The 23,482-nt window shown below is 60.2% G+C and carries 16 protein-coding genes and 1 pseudogene; 9 read left to right on the top strand and 8 right to left on the bottom strand.

Going from position 1 to position 23,482, the window contains the following annotated elements:
- The first annotated feature begins 3 nt into the window (after positions 1-3).
- The 6 genes from guaD to AC0Z42_RS12065 all read left to right on the top strand — a co-directional run bounded on the left by guaD (position 4) and on the right by AC0Z42_RS12065 (position 11,198).
- Positions 4-1,320, top strand: a complete 1,317-nt coding sequence (guaD, locus tag AC0Z42_RS12090; RefSeq protein WP_485468460.1) for a guanine deaminase — start codon at positions 4-6, stop codon at positions 1,318-1,320.
- A 45-nt stretch (positions 1,321-1,365) separates the two neighbouring features.
- The gene (locus AC0Z42_RS12085) at positions 1,366-2,862 is read left to right on the top strand and encodes an adenosine deaminase family protein (RefSeq protein ID WP_485468459.1); all 1,497 of its coding nucleotides are present in this window, start codon (positions 1,366-1,368) and stop codon (positions 2,860-2,862) included.
- 787 nt (positions 2,863-3,649) lie between these two features.
- Positions 3,650-7,075 carry a TonB-dependent receptor gene (locus tag AC0Z42_RS12080; protein WP_485468458.1) on the top strand — a complete coding sequence of 1,142 codons (3,426 nt, stop codon included), beginning with the start codon at positions 3,650-3,652 and terminating at the stop codon, positions 7,073-7,075.
- A 113-nt stretch (positions 7,076-7,188) separates the two neighbouring features.
- Entirely contained in the window at positions 7,189-8,889 is a 1,701-nt protein-coding gene (locus AC0Z42_RS12075) for a bifunctional metallophosphatase/5'-nucleotidase (RefSeq protein WP_485468457.1), read from the top strand.
- Positions 8,890-8,907: 18 nt separating this feature from the next.
- On the top strand, positions 8,908-10,128 hold the full coding sequence (locus tag AC0Z42_RS12070) for a phospholipase D-like domain-containing protein (RefSeq protein ID WP_485468456.1): 1,221 nt from the start codon (positions 8,908-8,910) through the stop codon (positions 10,126-10,128).
- A complete protein-coding gene (locus tag AC0Z42_RS12065; protein WP_485468455.1) occupies positions 10,128-11,198 on the top strand; it encodes a S1/P1 nuclease in 1,071 nt (356 codons plus the stop codon). The genes AC0Z42_RS12070 and AC0Z42_RS12065 overlap by 1 nt, the downstream gene beginning before the upstream one ends.
- A gap of 4 nt (positions 11,199-11,202) precedes the next feature.
- On the opposite strand, the gene AC0Z42_RS12060 is transcribed toward AC0Z42_RS12065, so the two are convergent.
- Positions 11,203-11,967 carry a DeoR/GlpR family DNA-binding transcription regulator gene (locus AC0Z42_RS12060; protein ID WP_485468454.1) on the bottom strand — a complete coding sequence of 255 codons (765 nt, stop codon included), beginning with the start codon at positions 11,965-11,967 and terminating at the stop codon, positions 11,203-11,205.
- Positions 11,968-12,042: 75 nt separating this feature from the next.
- Here AC0Z42_RS12060 and AC0Z42_RS12055 point away from each other — a divergent pair.
- A pseudogene (locus AC0Z42_RS12055) lies at positions 12,043-12,612 on the top strand (NUDIX domain-containing protein); the annotation flags it as partial.
- Positions 12,613-13,032: 420 nt separating this feature from the next.
- On the opposite strand, the gene AC0Z42_RS12050 reads toward AC0Z42_RS12055, so the two are convergent.
- The 7 genes from AC0Z42_RS12050 to AC0Z42_RS12020 all read right to left on the bottom strand — a co-directional run bounded on the left by AC0Z42_RS12050 (position 13,033) and on the right by AC0Z42_RS12020 (position 21,025).
- A complete protein-coding gene (locus AC0Z42_RS12050) occupies positions 13,033-14,004 on the bottom strand; it encodes an ABC transporter permease (RefSeq protein WP_485468453.1) in 972 nt (323 codons plus the stop codon).
- 4 nt (positions 14,005-14,008) lie between these two features.
- Positions 14,009-15,088 (bottom strand): ABC transporter permease, encoded by a 1,080-nt coding sequence (locus AC0Z42_RS12045; protein WP_485468452.1) that lies wholly within the window; start codon positions 15,086-15,088, stop codon positions 14,009-14,011.
- A complete protein-coding gene (locus tag AC0Z42_RS12040) occupies positions 15,085-16,614 on the bottom strand; it encodes an ABC transporter ATP-binding protein (RefSeq protein ID WP_485468451.1) in 1,530 nt (509 codons plus the stop codon). The genes AC0Z42_RS12045 and AC0Z42_RS12040 overlap by 4 nt, the downstream gene beginning before the upstream one ends.
- An 81-nt stretch (positions 16,615-16,695) precedes the next feature.
- The gene (locus tag AC0Z42_RS12035) at positions 16,696-17,691 is read right to left on the bottom strand and encodes a BMP family lipoprotein (protein ID WP_485468450.1); all 996 of its coding nucleotides are present in this window, start codon (positions 17,689-17,691) and stop codon (positions 16,696-16,698) included.
- 273 nt (positions 17,692-17,964) lie between these two features.
- Positions 17,965-18,867: a LysR family transcriptional regulator gene (locus AC0Z42_RS12030; RefSeq protein WP_485468449.1), complete on the bottom strand. Its 903-nt coding sequence runs from the start codon at positions 18,865-18,867 to the stop codon at positions 17,965-17,967.
- An 81-nt stretch (positions 18,868-18,948) separates the two neighbouring features.
- Complete coding sequence (locus AC0Z42_RS12025) at positions 18,949-19,869, bottom strand: pseudouridine-5'-phosphate glycosidase (protein ID WP_485468472.1); 921 nt, start codon at positions 19,867-19,869, stop codon at positions 18,949-18,951.
- Between the two features lie 31 nt (positions 19,870-19,900).
- Complete coding sequence (locus tag AC0Z42_RS12020) at positions 19,901-21,025, bottom strand: carbohydrate kinase (protein ID WP_485468448.1); 1,125 nt, start codon at positions 21,023-21,025, stop codon at positions 19,901-19,903.
- A gap of 304 nt (positions 21,026-21,329) precedes the next feature.
- On the opposite strand from AC0Z42_RS12020, the gene xapA reads away from it, so the two are divergent.
- Together xapA and AC0Z42_RS12010 are read left to right on the top strand one after the other, a co-directional pair.
- Entirely contained in the window at positions 21,330-22,169 is an 840-nt protein-coding gene (gene xapA / locus AC0Z42_RS12015) for a xanthosine phosphorylase (RefSeq protein ID WP_485468447.1), read from the top strand.
- Between the two features lie 104 nt (positions 22,170-22,273).
- Positions 22,274-23,467: a phosphopentomutase gene (locus AC0Z42_RS12010; protein ID WP_485468446.1), complete on the top strand. Its 1,194-nt coding sequence runs from the start codon at positions 22,274-22,276 to the stop codon at positions 23,465-23,467.
- Positions 23,468-23,482 lie beyond the last annotated feature (15 nt).

Raw genomic sequence — 23,482 nt, 5'->3', positions numbered from 1 at the left:
GTCATGCCGATAGTTCCTGTTTCAGTGCAAGCTTACCGTGCCAGCTTGCTGCACTTCCACGCCGATCCTGCGTTCAGCGAGGATGCCCATGCTTTTCATGCCGACGGCTTGCTGATCGTTGCCGACGGCAAGGTGGTCGCGGCCGGCGATTACGCGCAGTTGCTGCCGGCCTTGCCGCCAGGTATGGAAGCCATCGACTACCGCGGCAAGCTGATCGTTCCCGGCTTTATCGATACCCATTTGCACTTCCCGCAGACGGAGATGATCGCCTCGCCGGCGCCTGGCCTGCTGCCGTGGCTGGAGCAATACACTTTCCCGACCGAGCGTGCGTTCGAAGATCCCGTGCACGCACGCGATGTGGCCGAATTTTTCCTCGACGAGCTGCTGCGCTGCGGCACCACTACCGCCATGGTGTATGGCAGCGTGCACCCGCAATCGGTGGACGCCTTCTTTGGCGCCAGCGAAGCGCGCGGCTTGCGCATGGTGGCAGGCAAGGTGATGATGGACCGCAATTGCCCCGAATTCCTGCGCGATACGGCCGAGTCGGGCGCGCGTGAAAGCGAAGAGCTAATACGGCGCTGGCACAAGCGTGGCCGCTCGCTGTACGCGATCACGCCCCGCTTTGTGCCGACCTCTACCAATGAGCAGATGCATCTGGCGGGCGAACTGGCGCGCGCCTACCCGGACACCTATCTGCAGACCCATGTATCGGAAAACGAGGATGAGTGCCGCTGGGTGCGCGAACTGCATCCGCAGGCGCGCAGCTACCTCGACGTCTACGACCACTACGGCATGCTGCGTCCGCGCGCCATGTTCGGCCACTGCATCTGGCTCGACGAACGCGACCGGGCACGCATGGCCGAAACGCAATCAGCGGCGGCGATCTGCCCCACCTCCAACCTGTTCCTCGGCAGTGGCCTGTTTGATTTTGAAAAGGCCGATGCGGCGCGCGTGCTGCTCTCACTGGCCACCGATGTGGGCGGCGGCACCTCATTCTCGATGTTGCAAACCATGAACGAAGCCTATAAAGTAGCACGCTTGAAAGGCAGCTACCTGCCCGCCTTGCGCATGTTTTACCTGGCTACCCTGGGCGCCGCGCGTGCCATGCAGCTCGAAGGTATCGTCGGCAATTTCGCGCCTGGCACGGAAGCGGACTTCATCGTGCTCGACAAGAAAGCCACGCCGCTGCTGGAGCGCCGCACGGCCGGCTGCCAGAGCCTGGAAGAACTGCTGTTTGCCCTGGCGCTGCTCGGTGACGACCGCACCGTGGCCGCCACCTATTCGGGCGGGGTGCGCGTGCATGTGCGCGGGCAGGGCTGAGCTTACCTTACGTTTTCAACCCTACCATCCTGATCGGGAATCCTGATGCAAAAGAACTTCACTCGCCTGGCGCTGGCCACGGCGCTGGCCATGTCCGCTGCGGCCACTACCCATGCCGCCAGCCCGTCCGCCAACGAAGCGGCCACGGCCCGCCATTTTGCGGCACTGGTCTCGGGCAGCCAGCCCAAAACAGCCGAGCTGAGCCTGTTCTTTTCCATGATGCCCAAGGGCGGCGACTTGCATCACCATTACTCGGGCGCCATCTATGCCGAGCAATTCCTGGAATGGGTCGACAAGGAAAACTATTGCGTCAACAAGACGACTTACCGCATCGAAAGCCAGAAAGAGGTCGTCGCGGCCGAGCGTGCCAAGCCTGCCGGCCAGCGCACTTGCCTGTCGTCGACCGAAGTATTTGCCGACGCCGGCCTGTATGCGGAACTGCTGCAGCGCTGGTCGACCAAGGATTTCTACAACCACAGCGGTCAGCAGACGCCACCAGACCGGACTTTCTTCGATACCTTCGGCTATTTCGGCCCGGTTGCATCGAGCAACACCGGCGAGGGATTGAAAACGCTGAAGCAGCGCGCGATTGCCGAAAACCTCAGCTATATCGAAACCATCTTTGAATTGTCGCCGTTCGTCTCGAACCCGCAATTCGACCAGCAGGTGCTGGCGCCAGGCATGAAGGCCGACGCCCTGCAAGCGGTGCTGGCCAGCTGGACGCAGCAGCTGGAGCAGGATGCGTCGTTCCAGAAAAGCATCACCGCCTATAACGATAACGTCAATACCAGCAGCACCGGCATCGACGACGCCAACTTCACCATGCGCTACCAGGCCTATGTGCTGCGTTTCCTGTCGCCATCACAAGTGTTCTCGTCGATGGTGGCCGGCTTCAAGGCCGCTAGCCTGAACCCGCTGGTGGTCGGCGTCAATATCGTCGGCCAGGAAAGCGTGAATGTTTCCATGCGCGACTACAGCCTGCATATGGAAATGTTCAAGTTCCTGAAAGCCAAATATCCGAACGTGAAGATCGCCCTGCACGCGGGCGAGCTGGCGCTGGGCATGGTGCCGCCCGAAGGCATGGCTTTCCATATCGCCGAAGCGGTCGACGTGGCCGGCGCCAACCGTATCGGCCATGGCATGGATATCGCCTACGAAAACAATGCGCTGGCCACCATGCAGAAGATGCGCGCGCGCGGCATCCCGGTGGAAGTGAACCTGACCAGCAATGACTATATTCTCGGTATCAAGGGCCAGGCCCATCCGGTAACCCTGTACCGCAAGTATGGCGTGCCGTTTGTGATTTCAACCGATGATGCAGGCGTATCGCGCAATACCTTGTCTAACGAGTACGTGCTGTTTGCCAGCCGGTACAAGACCGATTACGCGGAAATCAAGAAGCTGTCGTACAACAGCCTGCGCTACTCTTTCCTGGCTGACGCAGATAAACAACGTTTATTAAAATCCCTGGCTGCGCGTTTTGCCACATTTGAGGCACAGATCGCCGCCTCCGACTCAGCCAGCAAAGCGCTCAAACCGTAAGTCCCTCCAGGGTTGCAACCGACTCTATCAAGGCGGCCGGATTGTCCGGTCGCCTGCATCTGCCCCTGCCTCATCTCCTCGCTGTCTTTCTGTTAATTTTGTGGCGGCCAAGCGACAAAATGCCGAGCAGATCCGTCTCTTTTCCTCATTTCGCAAGTGAAACAATTTCAAGCACAAATTGCTCACTTATAATTTCGCGCCATAAGCTTATGCTGCGTTGTCATACAAATTTTTTCTTGTAACTCATCTGTAATTTAGACTTTTTAAATATAAATCTCTAAAAAAAATCGTATTTGTCATCCATTTTTCGATGATGCATAGTGGGATGAGGGTGATGGTAAAAAGTCACAATTTGTATGGCCCTGGCGGCAAGAAGCGCGGTTTTCGCAGTAGATCAATGTGACATGCAGAGTGAAATGACAGGGGTTCGCCTTTTGTGTCCTAAATCACCACATGTCATGGCCGTGTCACAGTCTTGAAATATTTAACAATTACACTTTCGCCTTGGCTTGTAACGCTGGCCAGGTTGTGGAGTGAATGTCACGGGAGCTAGCGCCCTGTGGCATTGGGAAGGATGGCTTGCCATCGTCCATTTTTGCTTGAATCCGGATGGCTGTGGCAGTGGAAGGTTGGGTGCTCCCGTCAAGGCCCGCAGCCGATCCGGCCAGCGTAACAGTTGCAGCATAGTAAAGAGGGAATAGTGTGTTTGTGTTGCTGTGCGGCGCAGCCGGGCAGTGAGGCAATCGCGGTATTTTCAAAAAATAATAGTCTTTTTTGGGGTTACAAGATGATCAATCACAAACGACTTCGGCTGACGCAAATCGCGCTAAGCCTGTCTATCGCACTGGCGGCCGCACCATCGTTCGCACAGAACACCACGTCGGCCATCAGCGGACGGATTTCGTCCAACAACGGCCAGCCGGCAGCTGGCGCCCAAGTCAGCATCGTTCACGTCGAGTCCGGTTCAGCCAGCAACGTGACCACCGATGCGGAAGGCCGTTATGTGGCACGCGGTTTGCGCGCTGGCGGTCCTTACACCATCACCATCACCAAGAATGGCGAAGTGGAAAAACGCGAAGGCGTGTATATCGCACTGGCCGAAACGGCCAACGTCGATGCCACCTTGGGCGCCGCCATGCAGGTGGTAAACGTCAGCAGCAACGCCATCCGTAACCAGGTATTCAACCGCAACAACATGGGCGCCGGCACCAATATCGGCCCGACGGAACTGGCGACCCAGGCATCGATCTCGCGCAGCCTGCAAGACTACGCCCGTGCCGACCCGCGCCTGTCGCAGACCGACAAGGACCGTGGTGAAATTTCGGTTGCCGGCCAGAACTCGCGCTACAACTCGATGACGATTGACGGCGTGGCCGTGAACGACACCTTCGGCCTGGAAGCTTCCGGTACCGCCACCGGCAAGCAGCCGATCTCGATCGAAGCCATCCAGTCGGTACAGGTGAACGTTGCCAACTACGACGTCACGCAAAAAGGCTATACCGGCGCCAACATCAATGCCGTCACCAAATCCGGTACCAACAAGGTGAAGGGTAGCGTCTATTACGTGTTCCGTAACGACTCGACCGCCGGCGACCGCTACAACAGCACCGACGGCACCTACTACTCGCCGCCAAAATCGAAAGACACCACCAAGGGCATTACCTTGGGCGGCCCGTTGATCGAAGACAAACTGTTTCTGTTTGCCAACTACGAAAAAACCGAGAGCTCGCGCGGTACGCCAGCGTTCGGTCCGGTCGGCAGCGCGCAGACCAACGTCGCCATCACGCAAGGCGCCATCGACAGCGCCATCGCCATCGCCAAGGACAAATACGGCATGGATATCGGTAGCTCGGCCGTACCATCGGGTTCGGCCTTCACCGCCACCGAAAAACTGCTCAAGCTGGACTGGAACCTGACCGACACCCAGCGCATGATGTTGCGCTACACCAAAACGGAACAGTCCGAGCCGCTCTACACCGGCTTCTCCGGTACCGGCCTGTCGCTCAGTTCGTACTGGTATAACCAGGACAAGAGCCTGGAAACCCTGGTCGGCCAGTGGACTGCAGAGTGGACCCCGACCTTCTCGACCGAAGTCAAAGTCTCGTCGCGCGAGTATGACAGCGTGCCGAAAAACAATGCCTACTTGCCGGCCATCGGCCTGCAATTCTCGGGTACTTTGCCGGCCGGTGCACCATCCAGCCTGGCTACCGGCAACCGTTTCCTGAACTTCGGTACAGAGCAAAGCCGTCAGCGCAACATACTGGGCACCAAGACCAAAGACTTCTACGCGGCCGGTACCTGGGTGCTGGATGACCATGAAGTCAAGTTTGGCGGCGATTTCAGCAAGAACGATGTCTACAATGCTTTCTTGCAGAACGTAAACGGTAACTACACGTTTGGCTGTATCAATAACGTGGCTTACTCGTTCGTCAGGCCGAACGCGAACGGCACCACGACGTTCAATTGCACCTCCGCAACAGCGGCTGTGCACCAGCAAGCCGTGCTGGAAAACTTCAGCCGTGGCCGTCCTAGCTCGTACTCGTACCAAGTTCCCCAGGCTGGCCGTACTCTGGACGACGCGGTCGCCACCTTCTCGCTGAAAAATATCGGCCTGTTCGTGCAAGATACCTGGAACGTCAACAAACAGCTGACGATCTCGGCCGGCTTGCGTGTCGATGGCACCCGCATCGGTGAAACCCCGATCCGCAATGCCCAAGCCGCATTGGCAACCGTTGCACGCACATCGCCGTATGGCCGTCAGACCGGTGGCTTCGGCATCGACAACACCCACACCATCGATGGCGAAAACCTGTACCAGCCGCGCGTCGGCTTCAACTACAAGTTTGAATCGGCGCGTCCGACGCAAGTGCGCGGCGGTTTCGGCTTGTTCCAGGGCGCCGCAGCGTCCGTCTGGCTGGGCAATCCATACCAGAATACCGGCATGGCCACCCAAAACATCACATGCTCGACCTCGGCTGGTACCTGCCTGAACACCGACGGCTTCTTCAATCCAGATCCGACCAAGCAGCCAACCAACCTGACCGCGACCATCCCGGCAATGAAGGTCGATGCCCTGAGCCCTGACCTGGCGCAGCCATCGGTCTGGAAAGCCAACCTGGCGTTCGAACATGAGCTGCCATGGATGGGTCTGATTGTCAGCGCGGAATACCTGCGCCTGCAAACCAAGGATTCGATCTACTACGAAGAGCTGAACATGGGCGCCCCAACGGCGACCGGCAGCGATGGCCGTCCGCTGTACTACGGCGAAAATGCCTACAAAACCAGCTGCTGGAACGCCAATGGCGGTCTGATTGGCGGCGCGTCGTGCAGCGCGCTGACCAAGGCCAGCAGCAATCAGTCGTTTGGCCAGGTGCTGATGGCGAAAAACACCGACAAGGGTGCATCGAACGTGCTGACGCTGGCAGTACGCAGCCCGGTACGTGAGGGCCTGTCGTGGGGTGGTTCGTACACCTACAGCGATGCTACCGAAGTGTCGCCGCTGACGTCGTCGACGTCGAGCTCGAACTGGGGCGGCCGCGCCGTGTTCAATCCGAACGAGAACGTTGCGTCCAATTCGAACTACCTGGTGAAAGACCGCTTTACCGCCAACGTCAACTGGACCAAGCGTTTCTTCGGCACTTACAAGACCACCTTCGGCCTGTTCTATGAAGGCCGTACCGGCAAGCCATACAGCTGGACCATCAACAATGACTTGAACGGTGATGGCCTGTCCGGCAATGACCTGATGTACATTCCTAGCGCGCCAGGTTCGGGCGAAGTAGTGTTCTCCGGCGCCACCGCTGCAGCTCGCGCCGCGAACGAAGCGGCATTCTGGAACGTTGTCAACAGCAACGGCGACCTGCGTAATGCACGCGGCACCGTGGTTGGCCGTAACAAGAGCTTTGCTCCATGGACCAACAGCTTTGATGTACGCTTCAGCCAGGAAGTACCGGGCTTCTTCAGCGGCAACAAAGGTATTTTCACCTTTGATGTCCTGAACTTCGGTAACTTGCTGAACCGTAAATGGGGCCGCATCAATGAAGTGGAATTCCAGGGCTCTGGTGGCCAGGTTCGCAGCTTCGTCGACTTCGTCGGCATGGAAAATGGCAAGTATGTGTACAACACCCGTGCCGTAACCGAAGGTCTGGTCACGCGTCAGCTGAAAGGCGAATCGCAATGGGCACTGCAAGCAACCGTCAAGTACGAATTCTGATGATCGCTACCTTGTAAGTTAGCAAGTTCAAAAACGGCTGGTGGCGACACCAGCCGTTTTTTTTATACGCAAGATGGTTTACTCTGTTTCCTTTTTTCAAGGCTGTCGATTCCATGGCTCATCTCTTTCGCACTCCTGTCGCCCATGCGGCGCTGATACTGACCGTTGCCGCCCTGGCTGGCTGCGCTACGCCGCCGCGCGGCCCGGTCGAACTCAATCTGGTGGCCCTGAATGATTTCCATGGCAATCTCGACAGCAGCAAATTTACCTATACCAGCATCAACGATCCCGCCCGCAAGATGACGGTGCAGGCTGGCGGCATCGATGTGCTGTCCGGCGCCCTCAAGGCCTGGCGGAAAGAAGACGCGCAGCTGATTTTTGTCGGCAATGGCGACCTGGTCGGTGCCAGCCCCGCCATGTCGGCCCTGTGGGCAGACGAGCCGAGCATCGTTGCCATGAACATGCTGGGCATGACGGCCAGCTCGGTCGGCAACCATGAATTTGACCAGGGCAAGGCGGAACTGCTGCGCCAGCAGCGCGGCGGCTGCGATTCCTCACGCGCCGACAAGGCCTGCAAGTACAGTCCCGATTTTGCCGGCGCCAGCTATACCTATATGGCCGCCAATGTGATCGACACGCAGACCGGCAAGTCGCTGCTGCCGTCCTACAAGATCGCCGAAGCACATGGCGTCAAGGTCGGGCTGATCGGCGCCGTGCTGAAAGACACTCCCTCCGTGGTGACGGCCGCCGGGATTGCCGGCCTGCAGTTCGGCGATGAAGCCGACGCCATCAACGCCACCTTGCCGGTGCTGCGCGCGCAGGGCGTGAATGTGTTTGTGGTGCTGCTGCACCAGGGCGGCGAAACGGAAGAACAGGTGGACCAGCCAGACTGCAGCAAGCTCAAGGGTCCGGTGATCGATGTCGTCAAGCGCCTCGATCCGGCAATTCAACTGGTCGTCAGCGGCCATTCGCACCAGGGCTATCTGTGCCGTGTCGACGGCCGGCTGGTGACGCAGGCGCAGATGGGCGGCCATATGCTCACGCGCATCAAGCTGAACGTCGATACGGCAAACAATACCGTGGTCGACGCCAGCGCGCAAAACGTCGTGATGTTGCCCGGCATGTTCGAGCCCGACGCCAAGGTGGCCGCCTACCTGGCCGCCGTGAAGCAGCGCAGCTCGGCTGAACTGTCGCGCCCGGTAGCAAAGATTGCGGTACCGCTGGTGGGCCGCAGCACCAAGGGCAGTGGCGCCTCGGCGCTCGGTGATTTGGTGGCGGATAGCACCTTGTTCGGCGCGCGCGCGGCCGGTGCGCAGATTGGCCTGATGAATAATGGCGGCATCCGCAAGGACCTCGAAGCGGGCACTGATTTGATGACCAATGTGGGCCAGAACCAGGCCGTGGTCCCGTTCGGCAATACCCTGGTCGTGGTCAGCCTGTCCGGCGCGCAGATACGCACTTTGCTGGAACAGCAATGGCCGGGCGAACAAGCGGAAGACAACAATCTGCTGCAGGTGTCGGAAGGCTTCAGTTACCGCTGGGACAGCACAAAGCCGCAAGGCCAGCGCGTGCTGCCGGGCAGCATCATGCTCGATGGCGTGGCGCTTCAGGACGAGCAGCAATACAGGGTCGCGGCCAACAGTTTCCTGGCCGGCGGCGGCGACCGCTTTACCGTGCTGGCCAACGGCACGCGCCGCCTGGACACGGGCGTGCGCGATATCGACGCTTTCAGCGACTACCTGATCGAGCGTGCGCGCGCCGGCAAGCCGGCCGGCAGCGTCACCGCGGCCGGGCGCATCGTGCGCGTCAAATAATCACTACAAGGAACACTCATGCGTCGTCTTTTATTTTCTATTCTGGTTGCCGGCCTGTTCGCAGGCAACGCTCACGCCGACTTCACGATTCCCGGCTTTGAACTGGTGCACACGTCACCGGTGGAAACTACGCTGGCCAACCCGGACCTGCGCGAGCCGGTGGCTGTGTGGAGCGAGCTGTTCGATGCGGCAAAAAGCGAGATCGTGATCGCCCAGTTCTACGCCGTCAGCAAACCGGGCACGGCCTTTGAAAAAGTGCTGGCCAGCTTGACGCAAGCGGGCCAGCGCGGTGTGAAGATCCGCTTCCTGCTTGACCTGAAAGGCGTGGGCCTGTCGGAGCCGGCAACCATCGAGCAACTGAAAGCGATTCCGAACCTGGACTTGCGCATTATCGATTTCAACAAGATCACCGGCAACGGCATCGTGCACGCCAAGTACCTGGCCGTCGACGGCAAGGTGGCGTATATCGGCAGCCAGAATTTCGACTGGCGCTCGTTCGAGCATATCCATGAAACCGGCTTGAAGATCACCGAGCCGGCCATCGTCGCCCAGGTGCAGGCGATCTTTGAACAGGACTGGCAGGCACAGGCGCTAACCGCCAAGGGCAGCCGCGCCACCGTGCTCAACAGCAAAACCGTGCCCGCCAATTACGCGCAGAATGCCTTCTTGCTGGCCAGCCCGAACGCGTATAACCCTGCCGGGGTGGGCGACTCGGAAAGCGGCTTGCCGGCCTTGCTGGCCGACGCCAAAAGCGAAGTGCGCATTCAGCTGCTCGACTATGCGCCGCTGTCGTACGGTCCGAACCGCACGCGGCCGTATTACGCCGTGATCGACAACGCCGTGCGCGCGGCGGCCCAGCGCGGCGTGAAAATCAAATTGATGGTGTCCGCCTGGAACACCGAAGCGCCGGCGATTGCCTACCTGAAAAGCCTGGCGCTGGTGCCGAACGTGGAGATCCGCATCGTCACGATACCCACCGCCAGCAGCGGCTTTATTCCATTTGCGCGCGTGATCCACAGCAAGACCATGACCATCGATGGCAAGCTGGCCTGGGTCGGCACCAGCAACTGGGCCGGCGGCTATTTTGATCTGTCGCGCAACCTGGAAGTGGTGCTGCGCAACGAAGCGATGGCGCAGCGCCTGGTGGCGCTGCACGAGCAGACCTGGAGTTCCGGCTATGCCCAGCCGATCGATATTAACAAGCAATATCCGAAACCAGCCAAGGGGACGCCACAGTGATGAAAAAACTCAGCTGCGTGCTGGCGCTGGCCGGCGCCTTTATGACCGGCAATGCACTGGCCTGGGGCAATGACGGTCACCGTGCGGTAGGCGCGATCGCCGACCAGCTGCTCAAGGGCAGTGCGGCCCAGGCCCACATCGCGGCCTTGCTGCTGCCCGGCGAAACGCTGGAATCGATCGCCAACTGGCCCGATTGCGTCAAGGGAACCTACTGCGGTCCGCAATCGCCCGAAATGCTGGCCTATGTGGCGGCAAACCCCAAGCACAGCGAATACCATTACACCGATATCCCGTTCCAGAACGCGCACTATCACGATGGCGCCACCGGCAGCGCCGACGACGATATCGTGCAGACCTTGAAGCAGGCGATTTTGGTGTTGCAGGGCAAGGCGGACGCCACCAGCAATCCGCATCAGTTCACGCCGCGCCAGGCGCTGATACTGCTCACGCATATGGTCGGCGATATTCACCAGCCTTTGCATGTTGGCGCCGCGTATGTGGCAAAGGATGGCCGTTTTGTTGTGCCGGAAACCCAGGCGCAGATCGACGGCATGGCGATTTTCGATGCGCGCGGTGGCAATAATCTGTTGCTGGACGACGCGCAGATCACGGCCTTGTCCGATGCTGTGATACCCGCGCCGTTGCCGGCGGAAGCGGAAGCGGGCGCCGTCAAGCCAACCGCCTATCCGAAGTCGCCGACGAAACCGCTGCACTCGTACTGGGACAGCACGGTGGTCGATTACGCGATGCGGCGCCTGTCGACGCGCACGCCGCGCCAGTTTGCGCAGACGGTGATTGCCAGTAACCCTGAGGTTCCCGGCAATAGCGGCGAGCCGGCAAGCTGGCCATATCAATGGGCCGAGGCCTCGCTGGCCGCCTCAAAAATCGCGTATGCGGGCGTGGTGGCAGGGCCTGCCATGCAGCAGACCAGCCGCAAGGGCGAACCGTATTACGTGTGGTCCCTGAGCGTGCCCAGCGACTATCCCGTGCCCAGCTCGGCACTGGCAAAAACCCAGCTGATCAATGGTGGTTATCACCTGGCGTCGGTGTTGCAGGCGATCTGGCCATGAATGGTCAGGCCAGCGTGATGGCAATGCCCATTTCGCGGTAAGGCGCCAGCAGTGCTTCGTCCGTGTCGCGCAGCACGACGATATCGCTGATCTGGTTCAGCGGCGCGATCCGGAATGGCGACGAGGTATTGAGCTTTTCCGGCGAGGCCAGCACCACCGTGCGCGCGGCCGCGTCGCTTAATGCGCGTTTGACGCAGGCTTCCTCGTAGTCGCCGGTGGTGATGCCGGCCTGCGGATGCAGGCTCGATACCCCCATGAAATACAGGTCGGCGCGGATGCGGCCGATTGCTTCCACGGTGGCGGCGCCCACGTTGACGATGGAGTGCCTGAACAATCTTCCTCCCAGCATGACCACATCGATCAAGGGATGGCTCACCAGTTCGACCGCAATCGACGGGCTGTGCGTGACGATGGTCGCGCGCAGCTCGCGCGGCAACTGGCGCACCAGCTGCACGCAAGTGGTGCCGCCATCGATAAAGACCACTTGCCCGGGCTCAATCATGGCGCCGGCCACGCGTCCGATGGCCGGCTTGGCATCAGGCGACAGCTGCTCGCGGCTGGCATACGGCGCCAGCGCCGGCGAAGCGGGCAGGTTCGGTATGGCGCCGCCATGCACGCGCTGCAACAATCCTTCCTTGGCCAGTTCGCGCAGATCGCGCCGTATTGTGTCTTCCGACAATCCCAGCGTATCGCTGACGGTTTTGGCGACGATCTGTCCTTCGCGTTGCAACAGGTCGAGCAGATAGTGTTTGCGTTGTTGTGTAAGCATGGTTTTTCTTGAATAATCTTGATATTGCACGAGTTTGCATGATAAAGTCGGCGCACGCAAGCACAAGGAGACAAGATGAAGCAGGAACGAGTACGCATCCAGGACGTGACCACGCTGTCGCACGACTGGTATTTATTACAGAAAACCACATTTGATTATCTGCGCCGCGACGGCCAGTGGCAGACGCAGACGCGCGAAACCTATGACCGGGGCGATGGCGCCACCATTCTGCTGTATAACCGTGCAAAACGCACGGTGATCCTGGTGCGCCAGTTCCGCTTTCCCACGTATCGTGATGGCCATGACGGCTTCCTGATCGAGGCGGCGGCCGGCCTGCTGGAAGCAGCCAGCCCGGAACAGCGCATCCGCGCCGAGGTCGAAGAAGAAACCGGCTACCGGGTCGGTGAAGTACGCAAGGTGTTCGACGCCTTCATGAGCCCCGGTTCCGTTACCGAGCGATTGCATTTCTTTGCCGCAGAGTATGAGTCATCGAGCCGGCTGAACGATGGCGGCGGGCTGGCCCATGAAGGCGAGGATATCGAGGTGCTGGAACTGCCTTTGGACGAAGCGATGCGGATGGTGGCCGACGGGCGCATCTGTGACGGCAAGACCATCATGCTGCTGCAGCATGCGCAGCTGCAACTGATGCCGGTAAAAAAGGGCCTGCAGATATTGATTGCCGGGCCGTATCGCTCGGGCACCGGTGACGATCCCGTGAAGATGGCGGCCAATGTGGCGGCCATGGAAGCGTTATGCATGCCGCTGTATGCGGCCGGCCATCTGCCGGTGCTGGGGGAATGGCTGGCCCTGCCGATGCTGGCGCTGGCTGGTTCGCGCGCAGTGGGCGACGCCGTGTATGAACAGCTGTTCCACACGCACTGTGAGCGCTTGCTTGCGCATTGCGATGCGGTGCTGCGCACAGGCGGCGATTCTTCCGGCGCCGACCGCATGGTGGCCGTGGCGCGCAGCCTGGGTCTGCCGATTTATTTCGCGCTGGACGACATTCCCGCAGCATAAAAAAAGCGAAGCCCGCGGGCTTCGCTTTTTATCCGTGCCAGCAAAAAACTAGCGCGACTTGACGAACGGAATGCCGATCGCTTTTGGCGCCACCGACTTGGCCATCAAACCGGCCAGCACGATCACGGTCACCACGTACGGCACCATCTGTATCAGTGAACCCGGGATGCGGCCCACCACCGGCAGATCGACACCTTCGATCTGGATCTGGATCGCGCCAAAGAAGCCGAACATCAGGCAGCCAAGGAAGGTGTAGACGGGGCGCCAGTTGCCGAACACCATGGCCGTCAGGGCCAGGTAGCCGGCGCCGGCCGACATGTCGCGCAGGAAAAAGCCGCTTTGCACGATGGCCAGGTAGGCACCCGAGAACGAGCACAGGATGCCGGCCACCAGCATGGCCATATAGCGCGTCGCTTCCACGCTGACGCCAGCCGAGTCGGCCGCATGCGGGTTTTCGCCGCAGGCGCGCAGGCGCAGGCCAAAGCGCGTGTGGTACAGCAGCCAGTGCACCAGCGGAATCAACAGGAAAGCCACGTAGACCAGGATGGAATGGCCGCCGATCAGGTGCGCATACACCCAGCCGATGAACGGAATATGTTCCACATATTGCGTGCCCGGCAGCACCACGTCGAACAGGCGCGCAGTGCCGAGGTCGGGCGTGCGGCCGCCTTGCTGGAAGAAAAACTGCGCCAGCACGAATGTCAGGCCGCTCATGGCGATATTGATGGCCATGCCGGCCACCAGCTGGTTGCCCTTTTGCGTGATGCTGACATACGCCTGCAGCAAGGCCAGCGCGACGCACACCAGCATGCCGGCGGCCATGCCGTAATACGGGTTTTGCGTGGTGTAGGCAACGGCGGCGGAAGCGAAGGCGCTGGCCAGGATCTTGCCTTCCAGGCCGATATCGATCATGCCGCTGCGTTCGGCAAACAGGCCGGCCATGGCGGCAAAGATCAGCACCGGCGCATTGCGCACGGTCGAGACCAGGATGCTGGCGAAATGAAAGTCGTCGAGTGTCATGGTGTTAGCCTTTGGTGCGCTTGAGCAGGGCGGAAATGGCCGGTGCGTAGAAGTTTTCCATCGCGCCGCAGAACAGGATGATCAGGCCCTGGATAAAGATGAAGGTCTCGGTCGGGATATTCGGTTTTTCCAGCGACAAATCAAAGCCGCCCTGTATCAGCGCGCCAAACAGCACCGACGACAAAAAGATGCCAACCGGATGCTGGCGGCCCATCAGCGCAATCGCGATGCCGATAAAGCCGGCGCCGCCGACGAAGTTGAGCGACAGATAATGCGTCGAGCCCATGATCGAATTGACCGAACCGAGGCCCGCCAGCGCGCCCGAGATCAGCATGACGATAATGATCATCTTGCTGATCGACACGCCCGCATAGTGGGCCGCGTGTTTGTTGAGGCCGGTGGCGCGCAGCTTGAAGCCCCATGACGAGCGCCACACCATCACGCCATATACCGCCAGCGCAATGATGGCCAGGATAAAGCTGATGTTCAGCGGCGTGTCGCCCAAGGCAGGGAACCAGGTCGACAGGCGCGGCATTTCGCCGCTTTCGGCGAACACGCGGCTGGCCGTATTCTGCTCGCCTGGCGGGATCAGGTATTTCACGATCACGAAGTTCATCAGGCTGGCGGCGATGAAGTTGAACATGATGGTGGTGACCACGATATGGCTGCCGCGTTTGGCTTGCAGGTAGCCGGGCAAAAAGCCCCACAGGGCGCCGAACAGGGCGGCACCGATCATGGCGGCCGGGATCAGCAGCCAGGCGGGCAGGGTCTGGTCGAAGGCCAGCATGGCGACGGTAAGGCCCAGGCCGCCGATATACATCTGGCCTTCGCTGCCGATATTGAACAGCCCGGCCTGCATCGCCACCGACACAGATAAACCCGTGAAAATGAAGGTGCTGGCGTAGAACAGCGTGTAGCTCAGACCTTCCGGATTGAGGATGGCGCTGTTGACGAGGATCCCCAGCGATTCGCCCGGGTCTTCGCCGAGCAGATAGATGACCAGGGCGGCGACCAGCAAGGCCGACAGCAGGTTTAACATGGGCATGACAAAGGCTGTCGCCCAGCGTGGCAAGTCGTTATTCATGATTTGTGCATTCCCCCCATCAGCAGGCCGATGCGGGTGGTATCGAATTCTTCAATTTTCAGTTCGCCGGTGATGCGTCCGCCGCACATGACCAGAATGCGGTCGGCCAGCGCCCGCACTTCTTCCAGTTCGACCGACACCAGCAGGATCGCCACGCCTGCGTCGCGCAGGGCCAGCAATTGCGTATGGATGCTTTCAATGGTGCCGATATCGACGCCGCGCGTCGGTTGCCCGACCAGCATCAGTTTCGGCTTGGCCAGCACTTCGCGCGCGATCACCACTTTTTGCTGGTTGCCGCCCGACAGCAAACCAATGCGCAGGTCCGGATTGGCCGGGCGCACGTCAAAGGTTTTCAGCAGTTCGGCGCAGCGCGCGCCGATGGCCTTGAAGTTGAACAGGCCCCAGCGGTTTTTCAGGTGGTCCTGGTAGCCGAGGATGGTGTTCTGCATCACCGAGAAATTTTTCACCACGCCATCGCGCAAGCGGTCTTCCGGGATATGCGCAATGCCAAGATCGCGGAATACCAGCGGCAAGCCGTCGGCGTCATGGCGCTTGCCGAACGGCAGGTCCTTGCCATTGAAGCGCAGCTTGCCCGAAGTGGGCAGGCGCATGCCGGACAAAATTTCCAGCAGCTCGCTCTGGCCGTTGCCCGACACGCCGGCAATGGCGACGATTTCGCCGGCGCGCAGATTGAAGCCTATGTCGGCCAGCAATTTCACCTGCTGCTCGTCGGCCAGTTGCAAGCCGTCCACTTCCAGCACCTTGGCGCCCGGATTATAGGGCGCGCGCGGCAGATGGCTCTGGATCGGGCGGCCGACCATCATGTTGGCCAGCTCTTCCTTCGAGGTACCGGCCGTTTCAACCGCGCCGACCACCGTGCCGCCGCGCATGACGGTGACGTTGTCGGTGATTTCCAAAATCTCTTGCAGCTTGTGCGTGATCAGGATGATGGTCTTGCCCTGTTCCTTGAACAGGCGCAGGATCTCGAACAGCGAGGCCGTTTCCTGGGCCGTCAGCACGGCCGTCGGCTCGTCGAGGATCAGGATATTGGCGCTGCGGTAAATCTGCTTGAGAATTTCCACGCGCTGCTGGGCGCCGACCGACAGGTCTTCGATTTTGGCCAGCGGGTCGACGTCGAGGCGGTAGCGCGTACAGATCTCGCGCAGTTTCGCTTCGGCTTCGGCGCGGTGGCTGGCCAGGCGGAAACCGCCTTCCGTACCCAGCATGATGTTGTCGAGCACGGTAAAGTTCTCGACCAGCATGAAATGCTGGTGCACCATGCCGATGCCCAGTTCGATTGCTTCCTGGCTGTTGCGGATAGGCTGTACTTTTCCGTCGAGCAGGATTTCTCCGCCGTCGGCACGGTAATACCCGTACAGGATGCTCATCAAGGTCGATTTGCCGGCGCCATTTTCGCCCACCAGGCCATGGATGCTGCCCTTGGCGATGGAGAAACTGACGTCGGTGTTCGCCTTCACATGTCCAAAATGCTTGGAAATGCTGCGAAATTCTACTGCTGGCTGCATAGGCTCATTAACTGGATAGTTTCATGGAAACGCGCCGCGCGGAGGTCAACCCCGGCGGCGCGTTCAGAGATACGACGAAAGTTAAACCGGGCAGCTGCTGCCGACGCGGTAATCGATCACTTTGATCTTGCCATCGATAATGTCCTTGCGTACACCCAATACACGCTTTTCGATTTCCGGCGTGATCAGCTTGCGGTTGTTCGCGTCGAGCGCCCAATCCACGCCGCCTTCTTTCAGGCCCTTGTAGCTGACGCCGCCTTTCCAGGTGCCGTTTTTTACTTGCATGAAGCTGTCATACACGGTGTTGTCGACGCGCTTGACCATCGAGGTCAGCATGGTGCCCGGGTACAGATGATTCTGGTTCGAATCGACGCCGATCGCCAGCTTGCCTTTTTCCTTGGCCATCTGCAAGGTACCCATGCCGCTGCCGCCGGCGACCGCGAAGACCACGTCGACGCCGCGCTCGAATTGCGAGCGGGCCAGTTCGCCACCTTTGGCCGGGTCATTCCAGGCGCCCGAGGTGGTGCCGACCATGTTTTGCGTCAGTTCCGCTTTCGGATTGACGGCCTTGATGCCTTGCGCGTAGCCGCAGGCAAAGTTGCGGATCAATGGGATGTCGATGCCGCCGATAAAGCCGATTTTCTTGCTCTTGCTGGCCATGGCCGCAGCCACGCCCACCAGGTAGGAGCCTTCTTCTTCCTTGAACACCACCGAATTGACATTGGCGCCAGCTGCCTGGCCGTCGATCAGCACGAATTTCACATTGGGAAATTCCTTGGCGACCTTTTGCACGGCTTGCGTCTGGGCAAAGCCGATCGCGGCGATCATGTCGAGTTTCTTGCGGGCCAGGCCGCGCATGACTTGCTCGGCTTGCGTGTCGCTGGAGGCCTGCACTTCGATAAAGGAGATGCCGGTGTCTTTTTTGAAGCGCTCGGCGCCTTCGAAAGCGGATTGGTTGAACGACTTGTCGAACTTGCCGCCCGCGTCATACACGACACCCAGTTTTGGGTTAGCCGCGGACGCTTGAGCAGCCAATAATGCGGCTGCGATCGTCAAACTAAATTGTGTAAGTTTCATGAATTGACTCCTGGAAGATCGATATTGTATATTTTTTATAGGGCAAACAAAAAATTTGGGGCCGATTTAGCCTGTCCCGCATGCAAGAATCGATGGTTCCTTATCAACATTGCACCGTATCGCAGAAGAATATTGCTGCTGCTCGTCGTTTTCATGCCACCAGTGTGATGCGCATGCAACAGTTCGCCATGGGCGCTCGACCCACTATGCATCACTGGCGATATGTATGGCAAATACGTTTTTGTTTATGGATTTATATCTAATGGATATAAATCACGTGGCCGGCGGATTGAGGATATTCAGGAAAGCGCGCACTACGGGCGCATCGTCGAGCGTGGTGTAGCTGATATACAGATTGGCCGACGGCGGATTGGTCTTGATCGGCAGGAACACCACGCCGGGCCAGCCGATGCGGCTGGTGGTTTCCGGTACCAGGGTCACGCCCAGGCCCACGCCGACCATCGCCAGCAGGGTTTGCGGTTCGTTGGCTTCCTGGAAAATCATCGGCTCGAAGCCGGCATTGACGCAGCACTGCACCAGGTAGCGGGGAAAGGCCGATTTATCCAGCGCCAGGGTCAGCATCGGCTCGTCGGCGATGTCAATCAGTTCGATGGTAGCGTTTTTTGCCAACCGGTGGTGTTCATTGACGGCCACGCAGACATTTTCACGGAAGCACAGTTCCTGGCGCAGATTGTCGTGGCGCAGGTCATCGTCATTGAGCTTGGGCTCGCGCCAGAAACCGACGTCGATCTGCTTGCTGCGCAGCGCTTCGTATTGCACCGTGGGCCCCAGTTCATGGATGGTCCAGGTGACGCGGGGAAATTTTGACTGGAATTGTTCCAGCAGGCTGGGAATCGGACCCCACATGGCCGAGCCGACGATGCCGACCCGCAGGCGGCCCACTTCGCCACGGTCGATCTGGCGGATAGTGTCGATGGTCATGCGCATCTTGCCCAGCAGGTCGGCCGCTTCGTGCATCAGCGCCTTGCCCGCCACGGTCAGCTCGAAGGTGCGCGTGGTGCGCGCAAACAGGCGCACGCCCAGCTCGTTTTCCAGTTTCATGATCTGCTGGCTCAGGGGCGGCTGCGAGATATGCAGGCGCTCGGCCGCACGGCTGAAGCTTTTCTCCTCGGCAACGGCGAGAAAATACTTTAACTGTTTCAGATCGATGGACATGCTTTCCTTGGCGTGCGTGGTGCCTGGCGGGAACAACGCGCGGACCGGTCGGCACCCGCGCGTTTCTTTACAGCAGTCCTATTATCGGGGCAGCACCGCCTGCATGGCAATGGCGAGCTTGGTGCCGACCTGGGCGTTGTGCTTGACCAGCGCAATATTGGTGGCCAGGCTGCGCCCGTCCGTCAGCTGCTTGATGCGCGAGAGCAAAAATGGCGTGACCTGCTTGCCTTTTACGCCGCCGGCGTCCGCTTCCTGCAGCGCCTGCGCCGTGATCGCGTCGATTTCTTCCTTGGGCATTGCCTGCGCGGCCGGCACCGGATTGCTGACCACCACGCCGCCGGTCAAGCCCAGCTGCCATTTGGTAGCGATGAACGCCGCTTGCTGGTCGGCGCTGTCGAGGCGGAAATCGGCCTTGAAGCCGCTTTCGCGCGTAAAGAATGCCGGGAAGCCTTCCTGGCCCACGCTGATCACCGGCACGCCGTGGGTTTCCAGGTATTCCAGGGTCAGGCCGATATCGAGAATCGATTTCACGCCCGCGCACACCACGGCCACCGAGGTTTGTGCCAGTTCCTGCAGGTCGGCCGAAATATCGAAGCTGGTTTCCGCGCCGCGGTGCACGCCGCCGATGCCGCCGGTGACAAAGACACTGATGCCGGCCAGTTCGGCGCAGATCATGGTGGCGGCAACAGTGGTGGCGCCAAGTTTCTTTTGCGACAGCACGAACGGCAGGTCGCGGCGGCTGACCTTCATGGCGTCGGGCGAGGTGCCCAGCAGTTCGAGTTGCTCGGGCGACAGGCCGATGCAGATCCTGCCGTCGATAATGGCGATGGTGGCCGGCACGGCGCCGCCATCACGGATGATCTGTTCCACTTCGCGCGCCATTTCCACGTTTTGCGGATACGGCATGCCGTGCGAAATAATGGTCGACTCCAGCGCCACGATGGCCTTGCCGGCCGCGCGCGCGTCCAGCACTTCTTGCGAGAACAAAAGGGAAGGGTGCAGTTGGGTCATGATTTTATCCTGTCAGGAAGGGTTAATTAAGGCTGTCGTCGACGTCGTCGAGGACGCTGGCGGAAATCAAAGGCGAAACGGTGGCGCTCGACGCCAGGGTCATGGCGGCCAGCTTCAGGCCGCGCCGGCAGGCCAGTTTCAGATCATTGCTGTCGTGATACAGCGACCAGCAGACGGCGGCGGAAAAAGCGTCGCCGGCGCCGGTCACGTCAACCGCCTCGACGCCCAGGGCGGGCAGATGGGCCATCGCTGCGTCCTGCCCCGCGCCATCGGTGAAAAATACGCCGTTTGCGCCGACCGTGACAATCAACTGGTGCACGCCCTGGCGCAGCACTTCAGTGCAGGCGGCGCGCAGCGCTTCGTCCGTCGGCAGGGCGCGCGCGACGCGCGTTTCGAGTTCGCCACGGTTCAGTATCAGCAGTTGTAGTCCGGACAAATCCTGCGGCAAATGCGCCATCTTCGGTTGCGACACGGCCACGATCACCAGCGGCGCTGCGTTGTTCTCGGCCAGTCGTGCTTCATCCAGCAGCGCCGCCACGCTGTCCAGCGGCAGGTTCAGGTCGCATACGGTCAGCGCCGCTTGTGCGCGCTGCGGCTGGCGGCTGTGCAAAAAGGCTGGCGTCAGCTGTTCATACAGCTGCATGTTGGCCATTGCCAGCAGCATTTCGCCGTGTTCGTCCAGCACCGCCGTATAGGTGCCGCTGCCGGTGTTGGCGAGATGCAAGCTGCCGCGCATGTCGATGCCGGCGTCTTCGGCATGGGTTTGCAGAGCATGGCCGGCCGCATCGTCGCCCAGCGCCGTCAACAGCGCCACCGGCAAGCCCAGGCGGGTCAGGTTTTCGGCGATATTGCGGCCCACGCCGCCAAATACTTCGGTCGAGCGTACCGGATTCGAGGTGCCCATCTGCAAGGTCGCCAGGGTACGCATCTTGCGGTCCAGGTTGGCCGCACCCAGGCACACCACCGGGCGGCTGTCGGGCAGCACATAGGCGCGGCCCAGCAGGCGGCGTTCGCGGATCAGGCCGGCGATATGGCCAGCCACGGCCGAGCGCGACAGGCCCAGTTCGGTCGCCAGCTCCTGCTGCGAAATAAAGGGATTGCTGCGTATCAGCGCATACAGCTGGTCTTTTTTGGAAAGGTCGTTCACGGCAGGCCTTTTTTTAACAATTGTTTGTGACAATAAACTTTTGTCCGTCAGCTGTCAATCGCTGTTGCTGGCAGGGCCGGTGCGGCTGCTTTATAATGCCGGCCATTTATATATCTTTTGTATAAATGCGCAAGAAAAATGGTATTTGCCATACATATTGCGCTTGATGCATAGTGGCGCCTGATAGCACCCATACGCACGTCGATATATCTGCGCGCAGCTGCCGCATCAGCTCGCTGCAGGATACAAGCAAAAGATCCAACACCGATCCGCATACCTAACTCATCAACCAGAGGACACCATCATGTCGAACAACGCCCCTTTCCACGCCGCCGAAATCATCCGCGCCCGCGCCCCTGAAAATTTCAAGCCGCGCGTGGCGATGATTCTCGGTTCCGGCCTGGGCGTGTTGGCCGAACAGATGACGGATGCCGTCAGCATCAGCTTTGACGAACTGCCGGGCTTCCCGATCAGCACCGTGCACGGCCATGCCGGTGAGCTGGTGGTCGGTAATCTGTCGGGCGTGGCGGTGGTGTGCATGAAAGGCCGCGGCCATTTCTACGAAGGCTATGGCATGGGCGTGATGACCAGCGCCATCCGCACTTTGAAACTGCTCGGCTGCGAAATGCTGTTCGTCACCAATGCCGCCGGTTCCTTGCGCCCTGAAGTGGACGCCGGCAGCCTGGTGGCCATCAGCGACCATATCAACCTGTTGCCGGGCACGCCGATGGTCGGCCCGAACGACGACCGTTTCGGCCCGCGCTTCTTCAGCATGGCCAACGCCTATGACGCCGAACTGCGCCAGCAAGTGAAAGACACGGCTGCCGCCAACGGCATCACCTTGCACGAAGGCGTGTTCGTGGCCTATCCTGGCCCGAACTTCGAGACCGCCGCCGAGATCCGCATGATGGCCCGCCTGGGCGCCGATACAGTCGGCATGTCGGTGGTGCCGGAAGTGGTGTCGGCCCGCCATTGCGACCTGAAAGTGGTGGGCGTCTCGGTGATTACCAACCTGGCCGAAGGCATGTCGCCATTTGCCCTGTCGCACGAGCAGACCCTGAAATACGCGGCCATCGGCGCGAAAGACCTAGTCAAGCTGATCCTCGCTTTCCTGGCCAATGTTGCCGCCAAGCCGCAGGCCTAACATCATTCCCATTGCCGCGCGCCAGGCTTGCATGACGCTTGCGCGCGGCGAGGCCGGGCGATCCGGCCTACACTATCCGCATCATCCCTAAAGCGAGCCTTATCATGTCACGCGCATTTATCCTCCTGCTCGATTCCTTCGGCCTGGGCGCAACGCCAGACGCCGCCAAGTACGGCGACGCAGGCGCCAATACCTTTGGCCATATTGCCAGCACGGTCGCCAAAAGCGGCAACCCCCTGAAACTGCCGAACATGGAACGCCTGGGCCTGGGCGCCGCTGCCCACCTGGCCAGCGGCGAGTGGGCCACCGGCTTCGAGCAGCGCGACGGTTTTACCGGCGCGTATGGCGCCGCGCGCGAGCGTTCCACCGGCAAGGACACGCAAAGCGGCCACTGGGAAATCGCCGGCGTGCCGGTCGAATTCGACTGGGGATATTTCCCGCGCACCACGCCGTCCTTCCCTTCGGATCTGACCGAAAAGCTCAAGGCCCAGTCCGGCGTGCCGGGTTTTCTCGGCGACTGCCACGCTTCGGGCACTGACATCATCAACCAGCATGGCGATGAACACGTTGCCACCGGCAAGTTGATCATCTATACCTCGGGCGACTCGGTGATGCAGATCGCCGCGCACGAAGAATCGTTCGGCCTTGAGCGCCTGTATGAAGTGTGCGAAATGGCCTTCAAACTGGTCGAGCCGTACAATATCGGCCGCGTGATCGCGCGCCCCTTCACTGGCAGCAACGGCAACTACACGCGCACCAGCAACCGCCACGACTACGCCGTCGCGCCACCTGCGCCGACTTTGCTCGACCATGTGAAAAACGCCGGTGGCGAAGTGGTCGGCCTGGGCAAGATCAGCGATATTTTCGCCACGCAAGGCATCTCGCGCGTGGTGAAAGGCGTCGACAATATGGCGCTGTTCGAAGCGCTGTTGAAAACTGCCGATGAAGTGCAGGACAAGTCGCTGACGTTCGTGAACTTCGTTGACTTCGACCAGGCTTACGGCCACCGCCGCAATACCGACGGCTATGCCGACGCACTGCGCGAAATGGATGCACGCCTGCCCGAATTCATGGCCAAGCTGAAACCGGGCGACCTGGTGGTGATCACCGCCGACCATGGCTGCGATCCGACCTGGCACGGTTCCGACCACACGCGCGAACATATCCCGATGATCTTCTTCGGCCCTGGCGTGGCGCCGCGCGCGCTTGGCATTGCCGAGAGCTTCTCCGATATCGGCCAGACGCTGGCCCATCACCTGGGCGTGGCGCCGCTGGCCAATGGCGTCAATGTGCTGTAAACGCGTCTTCATTCT

This window comes from Janthinobacterium sp. 1L-D-8-B-C4 (genome assembly GCF_057291295.1).
This window is presented reverse-complemented; position numbering and strand designations above follow the sequence as displayed.